16 protein-coding genes are annotated in these 14300 nt (G+C 44.3%); 8 read left to right on the forward strand and 8 right to left on the reverse strand.

Going from position 1 to position 14300, the window contains the following annotated elements; translation table 11 throughout:
• Positions 1–9 precede the first annotated feature (9 nt).
• Positions 10–744: a hypothetical protein gene (locus ACLVWP_RS10920; protein ID WP_413557280.1), complete on the reverse strand. Its 735-nt coding sequence runs from the start codon at positions 742–744 to the stop codon at positions 10–12.
• A 79-nt stretch (positions 745–823) separates the two neighbouring features.
• On the opposite strand from ACLVWP_RS10920, the gene ACLVWP_RS10925 reads away from it, so the two are divergent.
• The 3 genes from ACLVWP_RS10925 (at position 824) to ACLVWP_RS10935 (ending at position 2812) form a co-directional block, all read left to right on the forward strand.
• Positions 824–1177 carry a hypothetical protein gene (locus ACLVWP_RS10925; protein WP_413557281.1) on the forward strand — a complete coding sequence of 118 codons (354 nt, stop codon included), beginning with the start codon at positions 824–826 and terminating at the stop codon, positions 1175–1177.
• 187 nt (positions 1178–1364) lie between these two features.
• Complete coding sequence (locus ACLVWP_RS10930) at positions 1365–1865, forward strand: hypothetical protein (RefSeq protein WP_413557282.1); 501 nt, start codon at positions 1365–1367, stop codon at positions 1863–1865.
• A 245-nt stretch (positions 1866–2110) separates the two neighbouring features.
• Positions 2111–2812 (forward strand): hypothetical protein, encoded by a 702-nt coding sequence (locus ACLVWP_RS10935; RefSeq protein ID WP_413557283.1) that lies wholly within the window; start codon positions 2111–2113, stop codon positions 2810–2812.
• Here the strand turns inward: ACLVWP_RS10935 and ACLVWP_RS10940 are convergent.
• Positions 2763–3386, reverse strand: coding sequence for an iron-containing redox enzyme family protein (locus tag ACLVWP_RS10940; RefSeq protein WP_413557284.1), 624 nt, complete (start codon positions 3384–3386; stop codon positions 2763–2765). The genes ACLVWP_RS10935 and ACLVWP_RS10940 overlap by 50 nt on opposite strands.
• A 9-nt stretch (positions 3387–3395) precedes the next feature.
• Positions 3396–4046, reverse strand: coding sequence for a hypothetical protein (locus tag ACLVWP_RS10945; RefSeq protein ID WP_413557285.1), 651 nt, complete (start codon positions 4044–4046; stop codon positions 3396–3398).
• 97 nt (positions 4047–4143) lie between these two features.
• Between ACLVWP_RS10945 and ACLVWP_RS10950 the strand changes: the two genes are divergently transcribed.
• Entirely contained in the window at positions 4144–4458 is a 315-nt protein-coding gene (locus tag ACLVWP_RS10950; protein ID WP_413557286.1) for a helix-turn-helix domain-containing protein, read from the forward strand.
• Between the two features lie 4 nt (positions 4459–4462).
• On the opposite strand, the gene ACLVWP_RS10955 is transcribed toward ACLVWP_RS10950, so the two are convergent.
• Complete coding sequence (locus tag ACLVWP_RS10955) at positions 4463–5008, reverse strand: hypothetical protein (protein ID WP_413557287.1); 546 nt, start codon at positions 5006–5008, stop codon at positions 4463–4465.
• A 120-nt stretch (positions 5009–5128) separates the two neighbouring features.
• The gene (locus tag ACLVWP_RS10960) at positions 5129–5929 is read right to left on the reverse strand and encodes a substrate-binding periplasmic protein (RefSeq protein ID WP_413557288.1); all 801 of its coding nucleotides are present in this window, start codon (positions 5927–5929) and stop codon (positions 5129–5131) included.
• A 231-nt stretch (positions 5930–6160) separates the two neighbouring features.
• Between ACLVWP_RS10960 and ACLVWP_RS10965 the strand changes: the two genes are divergently transcribed.
• From ACLVWP_RS10965 to ACLVWP_RS10975, 3 genes are read left to right on the forward strand one after another with little or no spacing between them, the layout of a single operon-like run.
• Positions 6161–6964 (forward strand): TIGR02147 family protein, encoded by an 804-nt coding sequence (locus ACLVWP_RS10965; RefSeq protein WP_413557289.1) that lies wholly within the window; start codon positions 6161–6163, stop codon positions 6962–6964.
• Positions 6961–7803, forward strand: coding sequence for a hypothetical protein (locus ACLVWP_RS10970; RefSeq protein ID WP_413557290.1), 843 nt, complete (start codon positions 6961–6963; stop codon positions 7801–7803). Before ACLVWP_RS10965 ends, ACLVWP_RS10970 begins: the two co-directional genes overlap by 4 nt.
• 39 nt (positions 7804–7842) lie before the next feature.
• Entirely contained in the window at positions 7843–8106 is a 264-nt protein-coding gene (locus tag ACLVWP_RS10975) for a hypothetical protein (protein ID WP_413557291.1), read from the forward strand.
• Positions 8107–8116: 10 nt separating this feature from the next.
• On the opposite strand, the gene ACLVWP_RS10980 is transcribed toward ACLVWP_RS10975, so the two are convergent.
• The gene (locus ACLVWP_RS10980; RefSeq protein WP_413557292.1) at positions 8117–8407 is read right to left on the reverse strand and encodes a hypothetical protein; all 291 of its coding nucleotides are present in this window, start codon (positions 8405–8407) and stop codon (positions 8117–8119) included.
• Between the two features lie 309 nt (positions 8408–8716).
• Here ACLVWP_RS10980 and ACLVWP_RS10985 point away from each other — a divergent pair, with 309 nt between their 5' ends.
• The gene (locus ACLVWP_RS10985; RefSeq protein ID WP_413557293.1) at positions 8717–9619 is read left to right on the forward strand and encodes a hypothetical protein; all 903 of its coding nucleotides are present in this window, start codon (positions 8717–8719) and stop codon (positions 9617–9619) included.
• Here ACLVWP_RS10985 and ACLVWP_RS10990 read toward each other — a convergent pair whose 3' ends face one another.
• Together ACLVWP_RS10990 and ACLVWP_RS10995 are read right to left on the reverse strand one after the other, a co-directional pair.
• Positions 9620–12814 carry a hemagglutinin gene (locus ACLVWP_RS10990; RefSeq protein ID WP_413557294.1) on the reverse strand — a complete coding sequence of 1065 codons (3195 nt, stop codon included), beginning with the start codon at positions 12812–12814 and terminating at the stop codon, positions 9620–9622.
• A 311-nt stretch (positions 12815–13125) separates the two neighbouring features.
• Positions 13126–14172, reverse strand: coding sequence for a DUF1214 domain-containing protein (locus ACLVWP_RS10995; RefSeq protein WP_413557295.1), 1047 nt, complete (start codon positions 14170–14172; stop codon positions 13126–13128).
• Positions 14173–14300 lie beyond the last annotated feature (128 nt).

The raw sequence follows: 14300 nt of genomic DNA on the forward strand, positions 1-14300 counted from the left end.
CGATCCACTCTATTTCCGTATTCGAACACAATAGTAGTCGTATTTCTCTTTTGGTATCACGAAACTCAATTTGCCATCATTGACGTCTGTATACTGAATTATCTTTTCAGTCTCGTCATAGTATTCGAAGCCAACCAGTTCAAACTTATCTTTCGGCGATATTTTTATTGGCAATTGTGCTGAAGTTCCGAATAGATCACTTGTTCCAGAAACAGCCAACCTAGGTGAGATACAATCCGCAGCCTTCAAATCCCATAGTGGTTCGAACTCTCTGATTACAAAAATTTCTTTTCCTGTGAGATGCCCTTTGGCAATTTTCAAAGACGAACCTTTTGCCGATCCCTGATTGATCTCAATCGAACCGCCATCTGGGCCAATAACTTTTCCGGCGTCATCCTGCCCCAAAAAGAACACCCTCTTACGTTCTGAGAGCAAAACCTTACCATTTGTTTTGCTTTTGACGGTTATTAGATAATTCATTTCCTTAAACGAACGATCCTCGGTTGAAACCGTAAAGGATCCATCTTTACCCACAGTCATTCGCTCTCGATAGACAGTCACAAGCTCTTTTCCGGTGTAGCCTCGCAGCCTGAAGGTCACCCATTGATCCTTACCCATGCGATATATTCCATCTGCCGGAGAGACGAACTCAACACCATAAGCAAAAGCTAAAGCTGGCGATAGCAACCCAATGAACAGAACTATTGTGATTGAACTGAAAAGCAAAGAAACAATCGACCTCATGATTTCTCCATGAAATTAGATTATCCGGCCTTTAAAAATTTCTCTACCAATAAATTCAATTATGTTTTGTAATGTTAAAATGGAACAAGAAAGCTTTAAGGCCGCTAAAACTAAGGTTAAACTTTTTGACTGGGGATTCGTCGCCTTGACGTGTCTTGCCTATCAATCCATTCCTAGAGGAATTGACCAGTCTCAACTAACAAAACTTTATCAAGTATCAAAAACACATCCTGAACTCGCTGAAGTGCTCGCCCCTGTTAAGCAATCACTTCTTCAGCTACGCCATCAAAACATTCTGCCCTATATCGCGATTGCAGCTATTTCCCTATGGTTTGCTTACAGCAAACCTACTCCGAAGGCAGTCCGAGCAACACTGATCGTACTTGCTATATTTGCGGTTCCATTAAATTACTATTCCCAGATGATGAGCTAAGCTACTCCACCGCCCAACTCCAAACCCAAAGTGACCCTATACATATTTCCGAAAAATTCATGGAAAAACCAAGTGAGACCGGAAAGTGGTGCCCTGTGGTCACCATTACACAGTTTGCTGTAGATAATTATTTTTCGGAACGCTACAAGCGGCCTACGAATTTAAAACATCACTAATGGAGATTTATATGTTTACTAAAATGATTACTGCTATCGCGAGTCTTGCAATTTCATCTTTTGCTCACGCTGGCGCTGCCAATGCTGAGATCACTTGTGTTTCTGATTCAGGAAAAACAAAAATTGAGGCTTACATTCCAGGAGACATGCTAGAAGCTGGTATCGCGCTTACAGTTGAGGGGCAAACTCTAAGCCGCATCAATCGCGCTTTTGAAGACGACTCTAAACTTAACAACTACGATCTCTCGAAATCTTACCCTAATTACGAAATCGCTACGATCGCGACAGTGACTGATTTTTCCAATAAAGTTCTAACACTTCACGTTCTGGACAAAAAGTACGACTACACTGAAATCCTTTTGATTGGAATCCCTGAAACTTTCAAAGTTACTTCTAAAGGATATGATACGAGCGCAACATTCCGCGCAAAACTTACTTCAAAAGACCCACGCGACTCCAAAAAATACTTGAGAGATGTTTCTTTGTCTTGCAAGTACCACTACTCTCTTTAATCTGAATATAAGAAAGCCCGGTCGAACGATCGGGCTTTCTTGTGATTTCACTGCGGCAGTGAAATCCCAGGCCCCTCTTTAGAGCCCCGGCACTACCAAAATATTCAAAAAAGTAATGATCAAGATTTAGACAATTGCCTCTAAAACCCCACTCTATTGCTCCTTACAAGCCCTCTCCCACGAACTCTGTCCTCAGAACACAAATCGCTTGGTCTCGGGATACAACTTAGGTTATAAATCCGGCCATGCAACTCAGCGAACAAACCGTTCCTTCCCCATCGCCATTGAGCATCGACGAGCAATACAAAAATGCTCGCGCCTTGCTACGTGAGGCCCTTAAGGCCACGGGACGCGTTTACCTAAGCCATCGCACCGATGACCACTTTTATCAGCTCTCTGATCAAGAGCAGCTTGATGTGATCAAAGGGATCGGCAATTGGGCGAATACTGTTTTGGAGTTTGTTGCTTCAGGTGGCGATCACAGAAATACTAAAAATCTGGTTCGCTATTATCTGGCTCGTATGTCGTTGCTGACGCCAATGGGTTTTATCGATAACATCGTGGATGGCGACATCGTTGAAATTTACGGCGACGATGCCAAGCGTTTGTTTTTCAATCCTGAGCTGTTTGATTATTCTTCTTATGCACCAGACGTGATGTTCTCGAATCAATGGTGGAACCTTTATCAACGTGATGGTGATATCTCGCAAAAGATCCATGACTATTGCATTGATATTTTCGTGGGACGCAAAGCAGATCCGTTTGTACCGGACCTGCCTGTTTGTGAAGTCACTGAGATTAAATCCAGAGGCCGCTACACCAGCAGCATGATGATGAAATCCATGTCTCCCGTTAAGGTGGGAGACAAAGTCGTTGGCGTAGCCTGCCTAGAGCGTCTTAAGCTGCTTTCTGGAGAGCAGATACAGAGCACTCACCCACTATCTTAAGATACAAGTCCATCGACTCGCATAGATTCGCGTAAATATCGTCGCGGTCTTTATCTGTCAGCTTTCCTACCGCCTCAAGAGCTTCAGGGAAGTGATCCGTATCCTCTTCCGCATGCACTTTTAGGAATGTGCTTCCTTTAAAACCAGCTGCTTTAACTCTTTTCAAAAACACCGGACCTGACTTCGCAGCCAAACCTTCCAACAGCAAAGCATAACCAAGATGAGAGACTGGGCTCACATCTCTGATCCAATAATATTGAGCTTTCCAAAAAGCTCCCGTCACTTGAAAGATCTCGGCGTCTTGTACTTTTTGAAACTTAAGATCGTTCTGACTCATTTTCTCATGGCCGTCTTCTTCTTCAATATGCTCATGAAAGCGTGATTTCAAAGGATGATCTGTCGGCAAACCTTCGTAACACATATGCAAAAATGTCGAGGTATGACCCACAAATGCATTAGTTTGCGCCAGCCACGAGTTATAAAAATGGATATTCTCCCACGGCATAGCTTCTACTTTACGGCATAGCTCATTGACTTTGGCATTGGCCTTTTCATTAAATTCATTAGCGCGCATACAGTCTCCTTAAGCAGCGATCTTTGCGACCTTTAGTTTATCTGTCCATAGCATTTCAACGGTGCGATTGGTGAAGTCATCCGAAGGAATGACTTCGTCATTCTTACTAAACACAACGACTCCACACGGGTTGTTATATTTGGTAATCTGAGCAACTTCAGAAAAACCGATGTTGTCCGCCGTCGAATTAACTTTACGATCAATACGAGCAATACCTACGGAAGCATCTGCCCCGAGTTCTCGCATCACTCTTAAACCTAAGCGAATCAGGATCTCTGAAATCTTCGGCCCTGCTGCCGCTCTTCCACGAAACTCTGGAGCCACGGTTAGGTATTCCAAAGCCATAAATGAGGTAATTTTGTTCTCAGTTAATTTTTTGACAACGTCCTCCCCCAATGCTCTAACATAAGAGTGGGCAAGGCTACTCTGCTCACGCAGATCGAAGACGCTGTATTGATGGAAGCCAACAAGATCGTCACCGCGGGTAATAACCGCGATCACGCGAGCACGCTGGAATTCATCACGATTAAGAGTTGCTCCACGCGAAGCAAGATCTTTTCCGTATTCATCTGCCCAGAGAGCATAGCATTTGTTGATCAGTTGGACTTCTTGTTCAGTTTTGGTCGCTAGTGTGTAGATGAGGCGGTACGAAAAGTTCATTTATTTCCTCGTATCGTTTTTAAACATGCTAACATTTACATTGAATTGGACACTCGCTCGTTTCGGGTGTAATACGGAAAATGTTTAGGAGATTTCGATGAGTAACCTGGGCGAGTTTTTGGCTCAATGTAGGAAAAATAAAGCCCTGTCTCAAAAAGAAGTCGCTGCACTTTTGGGTTATGTATCGGGACAATTTATTTCTAATTGGGAACGCAACATCTGCATGCCGCCCATTCCGCAATTACGTGATCTAGCGAAGATCTATGAAGTTTCCGAACAAGTTTTGTTCAATATGATTCTCGAAAAAGAACTGACTCAAGTCGCGAAAGAGCTCCACAAAAAACTTTGGGATGCCCAACAAGAAAAAATCGAGCTTCCAAAAATTGAACTCAAATACCAAACCAAAGAATAAATTTCTATTGCTTTTGTAATGGTTCACTGAGCGTACAAAAGCCACTCCATCCTTCATATTTTGATCGAATCTTTACATTCTTAACCAAGCGCAAAGTCTGACTCCCGACTCGATCTAACGGATGCAGTGAGCCCGCACCCTTACAAAAAACTTCATCCACCGAGCACTGAGTGATTTCAAAGATTCGCGGAGAAATCATCTTACAATTACCATCCATATCGTAGACATCAAAGTGCACGTCTGGAGATAGCCCCTCAAAGATCGAATAATCAATCGCAATGCCTTTTTGCTTAAAGAAAGACCATAGGAGCTGAAGGTTGCGCGGAGTCTTTGTATCCGCAGCCGTTTCGCGCAGAATGCACGAGAGCTCGCGCATATTGTAAAGGATAGCTGACTGAGTTTCCTCGTTCAAAACCTCAAAGAACTTGGTTTTATCAACACCACAATAGGTCGTATCCACATCTTGTGCTCTTAAATCAGCTAAGATGTGCTCGCGATAAATAGAATAGCGCTGCTTCGCCCATTGCGACCAAATTCTTTTTCCAGCCATAATTTTCCCACACTCAAAAACGTACAGATTGTTCAGATGAATGAGTTCTGCAGAAAACTGCTGGAACAGTCAACTTTAGACAGATTAAAGTTTAGTTAATTAGAAATGTTACGTAGGCGCCTAAAGAGTCGCCAAATTCACGAAACTTGGTACGGTCTCAAGCTTTTCGAAATATTCTTCCAGATAATGCCCAAGTTCTTTCCTGGAGGAATTCAAGTAAGGCACAAGCTCTTTGGCAATCGCCTTCTTCAAACCAACTTTATATTTTTCAATAACAATAGACTTAGGATTTAACTGAAGCTTGTCTCTGTAAGGCGCAAGGCTTGGCTCTGTCGCCATCATATAGCGATAGACACCCTTATCGACGAAAATGAAGTCCACGCGCCCTGTAGCAAGTTTTAAGATGTTATTAGCTTGAGTGGAGGTCTCCTCGATCTTAAATCCTTTTTTCACCAGAGCATCAATGCCTGGTCGAAGCTCAACACCTTGGACATTGCCCGCGGTGAAAGGAATTAAACTCTCCAGATTATGGAAGGGAATCGGTTTGTCTTTTCGTTCACCGACACTCCATGGACTTTCAAAGATCACCTCAGTGAAATCAAAAACATCCTGGTGCTCGATCGTACGAATGGGAGCATAGCCATCAATTGCGGGGTTCTTAACCGCATCCATTTTTGCGCGAATCCACGAGGGGGCAAAAATGACTTTCAATTCGTAGTTTCTTTTTTCGAGGACTTTGCGAAGGGCGTAAAAGATGGCTCCCTGATCGGTTAGCTTTTCAGCCATCCACGGAGCCGCTTCGTGGGTGATCAAAGTCACGGTTTTTCGTGAACTCCCATTTCCCGCAGCAGGCGCTGCCACAGCAGAGTTCATCAAAAATAAAACCATAAAGATCGAGAGAGTTTTTACAGCTAAATCCACGCCCCTGAGTTCATCAAGAGAACTAGCATCCGTCAATGAGCCCCTGCAAATGGGAGCATTATCTGCGGACTACAATATGAGCAATTTTAGTCGCAATCAAAATCTGAGAATTAGATCAAAATCCCCTCCCCCTTGCTATTGTTTTCACGGGGAATACGAAGAGAATGCTTACTTTTGTAAGCGCCGGGAGAACCTTTTGCCTGTATACCTAATGTTTGTTATGCAACGGCAATGATTACAATGAACTACCGTCAGCTTTTAAAGGCCGAATTGGACGAGCGGGTCGCTAAGAACCAGAACTACTCTTTGCGTGCCATGGCCCTGCAATTAAAGCTCTCTTCGGGGATGCTATCCTCTATCCTGAACGGCAAACGCAATCTGTCGGCGAAACGCGCGCTGGAAATTGCCAAGACTTTAAAATTCAATAAAAGAAAATCGGACTACTTTGTCGCTTTAGTTCAATACGACACGGTTAAATCTGATGAGGTTCGTGCTGAGCTTTTGGAGACCCTTTTTCACTTAGCCCCTAAAGACACTCCCCAAGAGCTAGATGTTGATATCTTTAAGCTGATTTCTGACTGGTACCACGTTCCGGTTTTACAGATGACTCATACGACTCAACCAGAAATCAATAAAGACACGGTGGCAGAGTATTTGGGGATCTCTACCAAACAGGCTGCTGATGCATTGGACCGCCTTTTCAGACTGGGTCTATTGACCACTGGAAATGACGGAAAAATCAAAACAAATAAAAGCCAGGTCGTGACCAACTCACCAAAACCGAATGAGGCCCTTCGCCACTTTCATCGTCAGATGATGGAAAGAGCGATCCTTTCTTTGGAAACACAAACGCCAAAGGAAAAGTTCATCGGTTCTGAGACCTTTGCATTTGATGATCAGGATTTAGAAAAAGCCAACGAAATCCTGGAAGAGTGTTTTGCAAAAATCGTCCGCCTAGCAGCAAAACGCCAGAATAAAAAACACGTCTACCACCTGGGTATCCAACTGTTCCGCCTGAATAAGGACCTTGCATGAAAATCTCCCTTCTGATCGTTTCTGCCCTCCTCTTCACAAATTTCTCGTTCGCTCGAAGTGGTGACACTTCTTTTGGAACTCGTAACGGCGGCAATACCGATGCCTCTGAGTTCTTTGATCTGGGAATTGCTCTGCTAGACAGATTGCTTCCTCGTAGCCCTGTCGAAACCAATGTCATGACTGTTCATATCCCGAATATGATCGAGACATTCAAAAACACACACATCACTGTTTCCGAAAAAGCCTTATTCCTAAATGGCTCTGCTGTGGACGCTATCAACTATCCCAAAATCAATCGCATTGATATCAATGGCAAAACTTGGTCAAAGCTGACTAAGTTTGAAAAGAACCGACTGGTTATTCATGAAATCTTAGGACTTGAAGGTATTCCAGATCCTCAGTACCGAACTTCTTTGGAACTGATTGAAGTCGCTCGAGTGAGTATCAATCGAAGTGCTGGGTATTTTCCGAAATGCTCTGGTCCTCGCATCCTAGCCACGGAAAAAGCGAATCAGTTGATCCGTGCCTTAATCAGAATCTACCCGGCAAAACCAGGGCAAGCTTACGAAATATCTTTGAATCGTTTTGAATGCCGCACAGGCATCAATTTGCAAAACTATCCGTTTAAGGGCTGCCCTTTGAACCCTATTATTTCGGAAAGCCAAGCTGAGTTCCTAATTAATGCCTTAGACAATGCCCAAGTGGCATCCTATCAAGAAGCGGAAGGCTCACCTACTATCCGCGAGGTTCGTTCCCTGAAATGTCAGGCAGACTCAAGTCTTTCGCGCCCCTACTGTATTGTGAACTCATATTGGAATAGTGGCTGTTCAGCAGAGTAATTGTTGCGAAGCATAGGGGTTTTCTGGAAGAATATCCCTATGGAAGACTTCCAACAGCAAATCTCCCCTTTTGAAATGATGCAGACCCTGGGCTTGGACTATAGTGTCTCGGCTCTTATTGGCGGCACTGTGTTTGGAATTATTGGCATCTATCTGTATCGCAAAGGACGCCGCGAAGGCCACTCCCCGAATGTTTGGGTGGGCGTGAGCCTGATGGTGTATCCACTTTTCGTGACAAGCTCGCTGTTCACGTGGACCATAGGCACACTCCTTTGCGGAGTGGCCTACTATTACTGGCCTTAGATTCTAAAAGTTATCTTCTAAGAGTTCCTGAGCCACCCAGCTCATCACCTTCCATCGCACGTCTACCGAAATCTTCCTGATCGATAGTATTGGTGCGCGGTTGGATGCGTGGATTTACCGGCATTCCTGAAACATCGTCTCTAGCAAATGCATCGGATGTTCTAGTGGGACGATTATTGATGTTTTGTGAGTTCGATGTTGATGACTTATAGGATTTGTTCTTTTTGTTGTACTCTGCCGCCATTGATGTTGTTGACGACAAAATAAATACCGCTGCTAAAAGTAGACCTGTTGTTTTCATAATTCCTCCATTGAGTTACCCCTTTATGCTGAACGATTTTTGTGAGTTTGAGCATAGAGATCACCAGATCATTTTGAAATACAACGTCCTCTCATTGTGTAACGGCAAAGCCTCCACCATCGTCCGATAAATATTCACGAAATCACATCATGAGACGAGACTTGAGTTGAAGCTCTTGTTGGGGTTTTAGATCAATGTTTATACAAATCAAAAATGTTCGACAAGATTCCACCTCGAATCATGACCTCAGTGCTCCTGAGCGAGTATTCATTTTGCAGTTCTTTAACGGATATAGAAGTGAGGAACCCAATGAGAATTCAACACGTTGCTCTAATTATCATTATGGGATGTACGACTGTTCTGTTTCAAAACTGTACGAGCTCATCGAACTACACATTTGATGCTTCGTCTTTGCAAAGCTCTGGATCTGACTCGGTCAGCATCCCCGATGTTCCAGACAACGTTGAAGTTCTTCCTGATTCTCCGGACTACCCAAGCGGTCCACCAAGTGAACCGCCTGTAGTGGACAACGATGGCAGTGGCCAAACTTCAGATAAAATTTGCCAGGCAACTTTGTCTGGTAAAACAGCGATCGTTTACGATTCAATCACTCCTCAACAATCACCTGCAAAGTCTTATCAGATCTATGCAGCGGGTCCTAAGATTCAATACGAAACTGTGGACTCGGTTAGCAATGGTGCCACTCAATCCTTAGCGATTGAGGCTCGCAGTATCGCTAGTGTGAGTTCTTTTGCTATGCAGGAGCTTTCACTGAATGCGCAGATCATCGGTAAGGTTTCAAACTTTAGTGCCTCTCTGGTGCAAGCTGTGGCTCACTCTGTGACTGAGGTGTCTCAATTTGCGGGTGTGTTCTGCGCGAGTGTGCAAAACATCGGCGCACTTCATAATCTTTCATCTAAGATCACAGTATATGGACGTTCTGAGGGCGGACAAAAGGCTTCTATTTATGAGATTCACAATATGGCAGCTTTCATGAGCTTGCATGATGTGGATGTCGCAGCGATCAGCCAGGGTTCTATCAACGCACGCATTGAGAACGGCCATGTCGGCACTGTTTCGCACGGCTCGGGTGTGATTTACTTGGTGAACTCGAAGATTGATTCCATCGATAACTTTGCTGGTGAAATCCATTTGATTGGCAACTCCAGCGTGGGCAGCCAGTCTTCTTCGAGTATTAAGATCATCAAATAACTACTGCACATCAAAAATCGGCGTCGGTGTCATGAGTCTTGGAAATGGCACCACGTTATTAAGCCGAGTGTCGTATTTAAAAACTAAGTTCCCTACAGCAAACAAGGCGTAGGGAGCGATCACCGATCCACGGAACTCACCCACATAACGACTATGAATTTCCTTTGCGTTCATGCGCACGTGATCAAACACAGTCGAGCGACGATAAGCATTGATTGTCGCAGACCCCACCCACTCGGGCAACTCGCCCCATTTACCCGACCAATTCCAACTATAACTAGCAAAGTCCGTCATTTGCCAGCCGCTATTCAAACGGCACATTGTCTCATAAGCGATGACTGGATTAACTAACGTTCCCGAACGATTGATGACTTTATTGTCCGTCACTAAATTATAGCCAGAAACCGCATTATGAGAGCCACTAAAAAGTTCTCTGGCATATGCGCATTTTCCAATATCTGCTGCGGGATCGCAGGCCGCATAGTTGCCGTTAGAGATATACTTTTTATCCAGATACTGAGAATGCTCTGGACGTAATGGACAGCTCATCCATTGAAAAGCACCTGCATTACCATTGGATTTAACCGTGACAACATTTCCTGCGGCATCTGTCAGTCCGCCCGGATTATTCGCGTTCATGATTTTCTGGGCATCGATCCAATTGTTATTGGACTTCCGCACATAACTAACTTCGTAAAGCCCGACTCCCATGTGAATATTTTTAGAGCTGGTAATCTGCAAGGTAGGCGAAGTTGCCGATCCGGTGTATTGAATAGCCGTCGCGCGGTCCGTTTCAATAAAGATATTTCCAGCGGCATATATTGAACACCCCACGTCGTCCGTTTGCACATTCAGATTTTTGAAGTACACAGTACCACTTAGAATAATACTGCCATAGCAAACCAACGTACCACTGTTGGTAATATAATCGCCATAGCCGTTATTGACGACACTCAAACCACTTAACGTCGGTTTTACATTCGGCCCTTTATAAACAAACGACGTCACAGACGCAGACAAACTGGAATCCAAAGCCAATATTTCCGCATCGCTCGGCGCTCTGATGGTAATCGAAGTCGCTTTTTTTAAACCACCTTGTACATAAGGAGGAACCAACTGAGCCGCTTGCACGACCGGCGTCGGGTTTACTTCCACAAAACCGTCGGTATCCATCTGAATAGTCCCTAAGGAATCCGTAATCGGCTTATAGTTATTCCAGGAGTTTTTAAGAAAATTAAAAAGGTTAACGGGTCCAGAATTTGGATTCCCCGTCACCTGTTTTATAAAATTCTTATCTGTCACGGTGATGTCAGGCATATAAATAGAACCAGTCACCGTAAATGGAACATCACTATTATCCTGGTGATAAACTGCGGAGCCATGCAAGTTTGCGACTCCTAAAATAGCTGAAGCATTTGCGTAGATATTGCTATTCACATTAAAGTCCGTCACGATGTCTGCTTGAACGGAAGCATGACATAATACACAAGACAGTGGGTTTCGCAGCGCCAGGGCCGGATACATATTCATCACATAGTCATCAACATGCACATTAAATGATTTCGTCACAGTCGTGATACCGTCACTGACAGAAAAACTGACCACCGTCGTATCTGTAGATGAGCCGTGAGCTTGCCCCATCTGTAATGCTAGTGTCCCCGCGAATTCATCCACATCACAACTCGCTATATCAACATAATAGCCATCAGCAGTCGAAGCAGAACAGCTCACAGGCTGAGGGTCTGGAAAATCCTCATCCCCCCCGGGGTTCACAGTAAAATCCAAGTCGAAGACGGCATTTTGAAAACACTTATTTCCGCACTTTTCCACGAGCGTCCCATTGGTTCCCGGCCATGCAGTGACAGTTAGAGGTTCATCGACAAAGTTCACCGTCACAGCGACGTGCTTTAAAATAGAATGGGCCACCGGGGTCACTTGGTCAGAAAACCGAACCGCGATATCGCAAGGACCACCGTGATAATCCGTACTTTGATATCGATTAAAGTAATGTACTGTTGGAGTGAACTGCACTTCGCCGGTGTCAGCATCAATATCAACAGATCCATAATCAGAACATTTTGGAGAGTTGGCCGTTCCTAAACTATAGCTACCCGCGCCTTCTTCATCGGAAATCACGTCATTTCCAGAAATAAGATTTGCAGGATTGGAATTACGATCAATGGCAACCGTTGCAAGCAAGCTCAAGCTGGGCGTCATTGTATCCAGGGTCACATCCAACGCAGGACTTGAGTTCACATTCCCGGCTTCGTCACGAACCCACAGTGTGATGGAATGAGTTCCATCAGCACCATCAAGATTGACATAGTTACTACCGGTCGCACAAGTCATCCACACACTCTCGCTAAAGTCCGGAACGCTTGCTCCATCTTGAGTAAAGGCAACTTGATAAAATAAATCTCCACTTTGATTGGCATCCACACATGAGCCAATACTTACATCCACTGGATTGTCAGAAATATCCGAATAGGTAAGAGAAATACTAGGGATCGACGGTGCCGTTTGATCCAAAACATAGGCGACTGGCAATGGATAACAATAAGCATTCCCCGCCGCGTCTTTAGCAAGGACACTCATCGCGTAACTACCTTCAGACGTCAGAGCAGGAAACACGCCCACACTATAATTCCCTGAAGAGTCCGCCTTGTTGTCACCTAAAATCTGACCCGAACATGTGATGGAATTATAGAGCGTAATAATCGCTCCCGGCTCAGTCTTACCGACAACCGAAGGTGTGGGATTTGGGCTAACGGCAGCTGGCACCATATCAGCGGTATCGATAGTGGGAATTGTATTGTCAAAAAAGACGTCGAAAGGATTTGAAACAGAGAGTGGCATTTCATACTTGTCGACAGCTGTCCCCACAGGAAGTTTGAACGCAACCTGCCCTACGCCACTAGGAATCAATGTGGCTTTGTATGTTGTCTCGGTAATTTGTACGAAGCTATCCAAGGTTGCATTTTGAACTTCAAAGCGTTCTGGATAAATTTTAGTTGGTGGCGCATTGAATGTAACCAAAACTTCAACAGGTTGCTGATTGGTATAATAGCCAACGATACCAATAGACTTAAGCTCCGCCGTTAATCCACGGTTGTGAAGCTTCACATTTAAATTGCACGCGCTAAGTAGCAATGTCGTCATTGACCACGACATCATCATTTTTATTGAGACGTTCATAAGGCGTTCCTAACCAAAGTTTCCAAAGGACCGACGCTATTTATTACGGAACGTTTCGTAGCAACCTTAAGTATTCAAGTGAGATAAATACAATTTTATTTTGCGATTAAGGACGTTTAATGATTTCAACTCAATATTGATCATCGGACCCGAGTGGAATTTCAAAAATAAGCGTGGCGTGTTAAGAGAGTTTTACAACTCATCTCATTTTACCACTCGAGATCCTGGCCCTTGGTTGACTGCATAATGCATAAGTATGAGTTAGATTAAATTACGAAAGCCCCGTCTATTCGAGGCTTTCATTTTGAAATTTATTGCAGCTGACTTAGATTTTTTCTAGATGAAATCGGTTCGGCTTCAGGAAAAGTCCACTGACCTTTCATTAGCTCCTCTTTCGGCTTATACATGCGAACGGTGTAGCTCCATCCTTTCATTATAGGAAGGCAGTTCATCACTCTGTCTGAGCACTCACCAAACTGCACAGTCACTTTACCGTCGGAATTCTTTTTCGCAGTAAGGCTATTGACCGAATAAGCACCCGCTTTGTTTTTTTCAAAATACCCAGCGGCATTATAAACACTGATCGACCAGAAGGCTTCAACCGGAACATCCCCCACGGTTAGTCTGTAGGCTGTTTTACCGCTGTTGTCTTTAGGACTGACACTTGTGTATATCGACTCGCTCTTAGGATTTCCTCCCCAACCCGCAGCAGTCCCCAATAGATGGGCAACGGGATTGACTTCAGATTTTTTACCGAAGGCATCTGTAAATGTCGTGCCCTTCATGGCGCTCAGTTGCTTTAAAAGATTTCTGACTTTCGTAAGAGAAGCCGTATCCCACTTAGGAATTTCAAATGTTCCGACAGCTTTTTGTTCGACAGTGATTTTGTCTTGAGCCGCTCGGGCTTCCTTCATATCTTGGGCGCTATTTGGATCTGCTAACGTGCGAATCGCCACAGCCATATAACGAGTTCCGACATCCTTTTGAGTATAAGTTTTCATACCGGGACCGTGCACCATCTCGTCGACATAATGATCCTGACTGATTCCTGCCATCGACATGTATCTCTTACCAACATCAGGCAGAGTTATCGTTACGGGTCCGGCTTCCAAATCATACACGCCCATGGAGTACAGGGTATCGCGATTCATACGCACAATTGGTTGCTCATCGATAGAGGCCATATTGCGTTGGTGTTCGAGTTTTCCCAAACCGTCTTTCTTGACCGTATTAGCAAAGGTCATGTCGGTTTCTGCTCTCACGAAATTATCGACCGTTACTGGAACAGGAGTTTCGGGCGCAGCCTGAACTTGCAAAGAAAACAAAAGCGAAACACATATGAAACATTGATATCTCATCACATTACTCCATTTGTTTGTTTTGCCCTATCTTGGCGACCGGGAGCGCCATCCTTCAAGATGGAGATCAAAAGGCTGTAAAGAAGCACACATTAGTCCTGACACCCAACAGTAATGGCCTTTACTTG

The sequence above is a fragment of the Bdellovibrio sp. HCB209 genome, assembly GCF_047306065.1.
GTDB lineage: Bacteria > Bdellovibrionota > Bdellovibrionia > Bdellovibrionales > Bdellovibrionaceae > Bdellovibrio.

Excerpts from the sequence above, each read along its gene's own strand:
- ACLVWP_RS10925 (WP_413557281.1), top strand. The coding sequence starts at position 824 with ATGGAACAAGAAAGCTTTAAGGCCGCTAAAACTAAGGTTAAACTTTTT.
- ACLVWP_RS10935 (WP_413557283.1), top strand. The coding sequence starts at position 2,111 with ATGCAACTCAGCGAACAAACCGTTCCTTCCCCATCGCCATTGAGCATC.
- ACLVWP_RS10985 (WP_413557293.1), top strand. The coding sequence starts at position 8,717 with ATGAGAATTCAACACGTTGCTCTAATTATCATTATGGGATGTACGACT.
- ACLVWP_RS10975 (WP_413557291.1), top strand. The coding sequence starts at position 7,843 with ATGGAAGACTTCCAACAGCAAATCTCCCCTTTTGAAATGATGCAGACC.
- ACLVWP_RS10980 (WP_413557292.1), bottom strand. The coding sequence starts at position 8,407 with ATGAAAACAACAGGTCTACTTTTAGCAGCGGTATTTATTTTGTCGTCA.
- ACLVWP_RS10965 (WP_413557289.1), top strand. The coding sequence starts at position 6,161 with ATGATTACAATGAACTACCGTCAGCTTTTAAAGGCCGAATTGGACGAG.
- ACLVWP_RS10955 (WP_413557287.1), bottom strand. The coding sequence starts at position 5,008 with ATGGCTGGAAAAAGAATTTGGTCGCAATGGGCGAAGCAGCGCTATTCT.
- ACLVWP_RS10995 (WP_413557295.1), bottom strand. The coding sequence starts at position 14,172 with ATGAGATATCAATGTTTCATATGTGTTTCGCTTTTGTTTTCTTTGCAA.
- ACLVWP_RS10970 (WP_413557290.1), top strand. The coding sequence starts at position 6,961 with ATGAAAATCTCCCTTCTGATCGTTTCTGCCCTCCTCTTCACAAATTTC.
- ACLVWP_RS10950 (WP_413557286.1), top strand. The coding sequence starts at position 4,144 with ATGAGTAACCTGGGCGAGTTTTTGGCTCAATGTAGGAAAAATAAAGCC.
- ACLVWP_RS10920 (WP_413557280.1), bottom strand. The coding sequence starts at position 744 with ATGAGGTCGATTGTTTCTTTGCTTTTCAGTTCAATCACAATAGTTCTG.
- ACLVWP_RS10930 (WP_413557282.1), top strand. The coding sequence starts at position 1,365 with ATGTTTACTAAAATGATTACTGCTATCGCGAGTCTTGCAATTTCATCT.
- ACLVWP_RS10990 (WP_413557294.1), bottom strand. The coding sequence starts at position 12,814 with ATGAACGTCTCAATAAAAATGATGATGTCGTGGTCAATGACGACATTG.
- ACLVWP_RS10945 (WP_413557285.1), bottom strand. The coding sequence starts at position 4,046 with ATGAACTTTTCGTACCGCCTCATCTACACACTAGCGACCAAAACTGAA.
- ACLVWP_RS10940 (WP_413557284.1), bottom strand. The coding sequence starts at position 3,386 with ATGCGCGCTAATGAATTTAATGAAAAGGCCAATGCCAAAGTCAATGAG.